Here is a 6554-nt window from a genome sequence, read left to right as displayed (position 1 = left end):
CTCACGCTGGCCACGCTGCCGACCAGTTCGCCCATGGTCTGTCCCGCCTCACGCACCCAGCGCGCCCCTTCGGTGACCTCGTCGCTGGAGCTGTCGATCAATTGCTTGATCTCGCGGGCCGCGTCGGCGGATCGCTGCGCCAGCGTGCGCACCTCACTGGCGACCACCGCGAAGCCGCGGCCGTGATCGCCCGCACGGGCCGCTTCCACCGCGGCGTTCAACGCCAGGATGTTGGTCTGGAACGCGATGCCATCGATGACCCGGGTGATGTCGCCGATGCGCTGTGACGCCGACTGGATGGACGCCATGCTCGACACCGCCCGCGCGACCACCTCGCCACCGCGCGTGGCCATGGCGTGTGCGTCCTGCGCCAATGCGCTGGCCTGGCCCGCCTGCGCCGCATTCTGGCGCACCGTGGTGGTCAGCTCCTCCATGGAGGCGGCGGTCTCCTGCAGGTGCGTCGCCTGGCGTTCGGTGCGCTCGGACAGGTCGGCGTTACCCACCGCGATCTCGGTGGCGGCCTCGGCGATGGACCCACTGCAATGACGGATGCGCGTGACCATCGCACCCAGCTGCGCGGCCGTGTCGTTGGCGTCGCGCTGCATGGCTTCGAACGCGCCCTGGAACTGGCCCTGCATACGCTGGTCCAGGTCGCCCTGCGCCAACGCGGCGAGCATGCGGCGCAGCTCGCCCACGGTACTGCCCACACTGTCCAGCAGCTGGTTGATGCCGCCGGTCAGCCCGTCGAGGAAGCTGCCATCGGTGCGGCGCGACGGCAGGCGCTGGTCGAGGTCGCCGCTTGCCGCTGCGTCGACGATGCCGGCAACGGCGGTTTCGAGCAGCAGCTCCTCGGTGCGGTCGTGCCACTCCACCGCAAAGCCGATGCGCTCACCCTGCGTACCGAATACCGGGGTGACCACCTGGGCGAAATGCACCGGACCGATCCGGATCCGCCCATGGTGGGTGTGGGTCAGCGTATCGAGCATGCCGCGAATCCGCGCCGGGTTGGCGTGGAAGCGGTGGATGCTGGTGCCGACCAGCACATCGGCATCGAAATCGGGAAACGCCTCGCGCAGCTGGTCCTGCTGGTTGCGCAGGAGCTCGACCACGGCGCGGTTCACGTAGCGGATCACATGGTCGTCGTCGGCGATCATCATCGCCGTGCGCGACACATCCAACGACTGCCGTACCTGCGCGTCGGCGCGGTGGAAGATCGCATCGCGCTCCACCTGCTGCTGCAACGCGAGCAGCGCGTCGGTCGCACCCGCCGCCGCCTTCAATGCTGCCGACTGGCGACGCATGCTTGCTGCGAGCACGTAGAGCAGTCCCGCCAACGCAGACACAACGAGCACGCGCAGGGCGAGCAGCCACACGGGAACGGACGGCGCGTGCGGCCACCACATCAGTGCCACCGCGCCGAGTATTGCGGCGGCGAGCGACAGCACAACGCCGCCGTGAGGATTCAGCGAGCGGTTCGACACACGATCAGGAGGGCGGGGCGTAGCGGGCAGGGGTGACATGGAACCTCCAGGATTCAAGCGACAACAGTGGGCCGGATGCGCGCACGCGACATCGCGCAGGCGAGCGGCGCGGCGCAGGCAGAAGAGAGCGGCGGCGAAACGCGGCCACGGCCGCCACCGTCGCGGAGCGGCGGATGCCGGCGACGGGATCTGGAACAGCGGGGAAGAACGAACATTGCGACGACGTGTCCAGGAAGCCGGGGAATTACGCGGCTTCGCAACGGCGGAGCAGGCGATGACACAGCCGATCGGTCGGCTGCAGTATCGGTATCGGTCGAGGCGCTGTTTTATTGAGTGCGACGGGATGTCGCACCGTGTCGGCACTGCATGGCTGTGCGCGTTGGCGAACTAGCCAGCGAGGAAGGTCGCGATGACCTCGGCCACCTGCTGGGGGTGTTCCATGTGCAGGTGGTGGGTGCCGGGGAACACGCTGAGGCGCCCATCGCGCAGCAGCCGGATGCGGTCGCTGCGCAGCGGCTCGGGATAGTACGACTGCGCCGGCGTGGCGTAGATCACTTGGGTGGGGCATTCGATCGCCGCCAGCAGATCGTCGATCTGGGCTTCGCTCAGGCGCATCGCGGTGGGCAGCATCAGCCTTTGATCGCTGCACCAGCTGAAGCCGCCGTCCACCGCCATGACGCCGCGTTCGACCAGCAGCCGCGCGCAGGGCTCGCTGAGCTGGTTGGCCATCATCCGCGCGCGCACCGGCGCCACCAGGTCGGGGAACACGCGCAGCTTCTTGCCAGGCAGGGCGCGTGCGGCGCGCACATGCTCGCGCAGGCGCTGTGCGGTTTCATCCTCGGGGCCACGCAGGCCGCCGAGGGCTTCGATGGCGATGAGCCGTTCGACACGCTCCGGCGCCGCCGCCGCGACGAGGCTGGCGATGCCGGCCCCCATCGAATGGCCGAGCAGGATGAAGCGGTCCCAGCCCAGCGCGTCGGCCACGTCGAGCACGTGGCAGAGGGCGCCGGGAGTGTTGTACTGCGTGCCCGGCGGCAGGTGCGTGCTATGGCCGTGACCGGGCAGGTCCATCGCCACCAGCTCCATCGCGGGCAGCGCGGCGGCCAACGGAACGAAGCTGGCGGCGTTGTCGAGCCACCCGTGCAGCGCCAGCACGCGCGGGCCTTCGCCGGCGGCCGAGCGCAGCCCCGCGACGTGGTTGCCGGCGACCGGCAGCGAGAAGGGCTGCAGGATCATGCGAGCGCGGCGATGCTCAACCGCGACAATGCCAGCGCGTGCGCAGGCGCATCGTTGAGGCAGGGGATGTAGCGCATCTGCGCCCCGCGCGCGGCGACGGTTTCGGTGAAACCCAGCGCCACTTCTTCCAATGTTTCCAGGCAGTCGGTGGCGAAGCCGGGGCAGACCACGTCGATGCGTTTGACGCCGCTCTCGGCCATCGCCCACAGCGTCGGCTCCGCGTACGGCTGCAGCCACTTCTCACGACCAAAGCGCGACTGGTAGGTCAGCGTCCAGGCATTGTCGTCCAGGCCCAGCGCCTGCGCGATCGCCTGCGCACTGGCCTCGCAGCGTTGCGGATAGGGGTCGCCGGCGTCGGCCAGGCGCTGCGGAATGCCGTGGAAGGAGAACACCAGGCGCTCGCCGCGGCCGTGCTGCTGCCACCACTGGCGGATACTGTCGGCCACCGCCGCGACCCACTCCGGATCCACGGCGTAGTCGCGCACCAGCGTGACCGTGACCGCCGGGTGCCGCGGCTGCCAGTCGCGCACCTGGTCTTCGATGGAGGCGGTGGTGGTGGTGGAATACTGCGGGTACAGCGGCAAGACCACGACCCGCCGCACGCCCTCGGCGGCGAGCCGGTCCAGCTCCGCGCCCAGCGCCGGCGCGCCATACCGCATGGCGTGGCGCACCCGCAGCGTCGGCATCAGGTCCTGCATGGCCTGCGCCAAGCGGCGGGTGTAGACCATGAGCGGCGAGCCCTCGGGCAGCCACACCTGGGCGTACTTGGCCGCCGAGCGGCCACTGCGCAGGGGCAGGATCAGGCCGAACAGCAGGGGTTTCCACAGCAGCGGCGGGATCGCAACCACGCGGCGGTCGCTGAGGAACTCAGCCAGGTAGCGACGCACCGCCGGGGCGGTTGGCGTCTCGGGCGTGCCTAGATTGACCGCCAGCACGGCGGTGTCGGGTGCGTCGAGCATGGCGCCATTCTCGCAGGTCTACGCGATTGCCGGGATGGAAACGACGGATCGCTGAGATCAGTGTCGTCAATTAAACGAGTAATACTCATTGCGGATTCATTTGAACCCCACTAATTTCGGGTATTGCGTATCGATCAACGGTCGATATCTGTCATTTGTTCCCCTTTCTGGAGCCACCATGCGCCGCCTCAGTCTTGTACTGCTGATCTCCGCCAGCCTGCTGTCGACCCAGGCCCTGGCCGGCCCCCAGGAGGACCAGCGCGCCCGCAACGCGGTGCGTGTGCTGGATGAAATCCAGAAGATTCCCGAAGACGGCATTCCGGACAAATTGCTCGACGAAGCACGCGCGGTCGTGGTCATTCCCGACACGATCAAGGCGGGTCTGGTGATTGGCGGGCGTCGCGGCCATGGCCTGATGTCGGTGAAGAACGCCGACGGCAGCTGGTCCAACCCGGTGTTCATCAAGCTCACCGGCGGCAGCATCGGCTTCCAGGCCGGCGTGCAGTCGTCCGACGTGGTGCTGGTGTTCCGCAACGACCGCAGCCTGGACAACATCGTGAACGGCAAGGTCACCCTCGGCGCCGACGCGGGCATCGCCGCGGGCCCGGTCGGGCGCAACGCCGCCGCCGCCACCGATGGCCAGCTGAAGGCTGAAATCTGGTCGTGGTCGCGCGCGCGCGGCCTGTTCGCCGGCGTGGCACTGGATGGCGCGGTGCTGCAGATCGACGACGCGGCCGTCCTGGACGTCTACGGCAGCGGCACCACGCCGCGCATGGTCTTCGAGGGCCGGAACGGTGAGGCGCCGTCGACCGATGTGGTCGCCTTCCGCGACCGCCTCGAAGAAGCCACCTATTCCGCCCGCGAAAAGCGCGGCACCCAGGGCAGCGCGCCGGTGGCACGGGCCGCCAGCCCGCAGCCGCAGCCCGCGGCACCCGTGGCTGAACAGGCAGCCAGCGGCGCCACCACCGCGCCGCTGCAGGCGGTGCCGGCGCAGACCGCCCCGCAGCAAGGTTTCCAGCCGGTCGGTGAGGGCGAAGTACGCACTGAATCGCTCGACGGCAACTGACTTTCGTCACGCGCGCCGCCTTACCGGCGGTGCGCTATGCTCAACCCTCTGTTTACTAGCTATTGCGAGCATCACATGGGCGGTATGAGCTTGTGGCATTGGGTGGTGGTGCTGGTCATCGTTCTGCTGGTGTTCGGCACCAAGAAGCTGACCAGTGGCGCCAAAGACCTTGGCAGTGCCGTCAAGGAATTCAAGAAGGGCATGCGCGACGACGACAAGCCGACCGCGCAGCTGAGCGATGAGTCGCGTCCGCAGGACCCGACGACGACCTCGCAGAACGAACAAGAGCGCGACCGGCGCTGACCGGGGCGGCTTGGCGTGTTCGACATCGGTTTCAGTGAACTGCTGGTCATCGCGGTAGTGGCCTTGGTCGTGCTCGGTCCCGAGCGGCTGCCCAAGGCGGCCCGCTTCGCCGGGCTGTGGGTGCGCCGTGCGCGCAACCAGTGGGATTCGGTGAAGCAGGAGCTGGAGCGCGAGCTGCATGCCGATGAGATCAAGCGCCAGTTCCGCGAGGCGCAGGACTCGGTGCGCGACACCGAAGCGCAGTTGCGTGCCAGTGGCGAGGCCGTTCGCCGCGAGGCCGAGCAGATGCGCGGGCAGGTGCAGCGCCATGACGATGCGCCCAACGCCGCAGACGAACCGGTCATGACCGGGCCCGCACCGGGTTCACCGGCCAGCGTCGCCCAGCACGTGGTGGCCGCCGAGCCCGAGCCGGAACCGGCTGAGCCGCGCGATGCGATGGCACCGCCGGGCATCGACGGGCAGGCCCCGCGCGATCCCCCGCCTTCGACACCGGAGGCTCCGCGATGAGCGGCAACGACGCGCCCGAAAGCGGGCTGATCGAACACCTGATCGAACTGCGTGCGCGCTTGATGCGCGGCCTGATCGGGCTGGGTGTGGTGCTGCTGGGGCTGATGCCGTTCTCGCGGCAGATCTACACCTGGCTGGCCGAGCCGTTGATCTCGCAGCTGCCGAACGGGCAGTCGATGATCGCGACCAACCCGGCCGGGGCGTTCTTCGCACCGCTGAAGCTCACCTTCTTCGTGGCGCTGTTCATCGCCGTGCCGTGGCTGCTGTACCAGCTGTGGGCCTTCGTGGCGCCGGGGCTGTATGCACGCGAGAGGCGCCTGGCCGTGCCGCTGCTTTTCACCTCCGTGCTGCTGTTCTACATCGGCTGTGCGTTCGCCTACTTCCTGGTGTTGCCGGCGGTGTTCCACTTCCTGACCACCTTCCGCCCGGAAGTGATTGCGATCACCCCGGACGCGAATGCGTATCTGGATTTCGTGCTGGCCATCTTCTTCGCCTTCGGCAGCAGTTTCGAACTGCCGGTGGCGATGGTGATCCTGACCCTGCTGGGCTGGATCACCCCGCAGCAGTTCAAGGAAGGCCGCGGTTACGCCATCGTGGGCATCTTCGTGCTGGCCGCGGTGCTGACCCCGCCGGACGTGGTGTCGCAGCTGATGCTCGCGATCCCGATGTGCCTGCTCTACGAGCTGGGCATCCACGCATCGCGGTGGTTGGTGCCGGCCAAGAGCGACGAGAAGCAGGCTTCGTAGCGGCCTCTGGAAAGAGCAGCGACGTATGGCGTCGCTCTACCGTTCTGATCGTTTCAATGCGTTACCGGACGTGGGACGGTTCCGGGCAGTCGTTTGGGAACCGATCCTACCGCCGAAGCGCGCGCACCCCGTAGAGCGACGCCATGCGTCGCTGCCTTTTCCATCCGCCAACGCGGTGCAGGAGGGGTCGGGCGGCGGACATGCCCCGTAGGGACGCTAGAAAACATGGATGTTTTCTAGCAGCCTACAAGGACGT

Annotated in this window: 7 protein-coding genes; 4 read left to right on the top strand and 3 right to left on the bottom strand. The window is 68.2% G+C overall.

All coding sequences use genetic code 11. The annotated features are described in order from the left end of the window. The 3 genes from ACREPD_RS21390 to hemH all read right to left on the bottom strand — a co-directional run. On the bottom strand, positions 1–1520 hold a 1520-nt coding region (locus ACREPD_RS21390), incomplete at its 3' end, for a methyl-accepting chemotaxis protein (RefSeq protein ID WP_431601157.1). Between the two features lie 348 nt (positions 1521–1868). Then, positions 1869–2717, bottom strand: a complete 849-nt coding sequence (locus tag ACREPD_RS21385) for an alpha/beta fold hydrolase (protein ID WP_431601156.1) — start codon at positions 2715–2717, stop codon at positions 1869–1871. Beyond that, positions 2714–3676, bottom strand: coding sequence for a ferrochelatase (hemH, locus tag ACREPD_RS21380; RefSeq protein WP_431601155.1), 963 nt, complete (start codon positions 3674–3676; stop codon positions 2714–2716). Before hemH ends, ACREPD_RS21385 begins: the two co-directional genes overlap by 4 nt. A gap of 178 nt (positions 3677–3854) precedes the next feature. Here hemH and ACREPD_RS21375 point away from each other — a divergent pair, with 178 nt between their 5' ends. From ACREPD_RS21375 to tatC, 4 genes are all read left to right on the top strand, one after another. Continuing rightward, on the top strand, positions 3855–4742 hold the full coding sequence (locus ACREPD_RS21375) for a lipid-binding SYLF domain-containing protein (protein WP_431601154.1): 888 nt from the start codon (positions 3855–3857) through the stop codon (positions 4740–4742). A gap of 75 nt (positions 4743–4817) precedes the next feature. After that, the gene (gene tatA / locus ACREPD_RS21370) at positions 4818–5045 is read left to right on the top strand and encodes a Sec-independent protein translocase subunit TatA (protein ID WP_431601153.1); all 228 of its coding nucleotides are present in this window, start codon (positions 4818–4820) and stop codon (positions 5043–5045) included. A gap of 15 nt (positions 5046–5060) precedes the next feature. Beyond that, on the top strand, positions 5061–5552 hold the full coding sequence (gene tatB, locus ACREPD_RS21365) for a Sec-independent protein translocase protein TatB (RefSeq protein ID WP_431601152.1): 492 nt from the start codon (positions 5061–5063) through the stop codon (positions 5550–5552). Beyond that, complete coding sequence (tatC, locus tag ACREPD_RS21360; RefSeq protein WP_421571002.1) at positions 5549–6298, top strand: twin-arginine translocase subunit TatC; 750 nt, start codon at positions 5549–5551, stop codon at positions 6296–6298. Before tatB ends, tatC begins: the two co-directional genes overlap by 4 nt. The last annotated feature ends 256 nt before the right edge of the window (positions 6299–6554 follow it).

The sequence above is a fragment of the Stenotrophomonas sp. genome, assembly GCF_050737075.1.
In the GTDB taxonomy this organism is placed as follows: domain Bacteria; phylum Pseudomonadota; class Gammaproteobacteria; order Xanthomonadales; family Xanthomonadaceae; genus Stenotrophomonas.
Note: the sequence above shows the minus strand (reverse complement) of the source record. Positions and strands in the feature narration are given on the sequence as shown.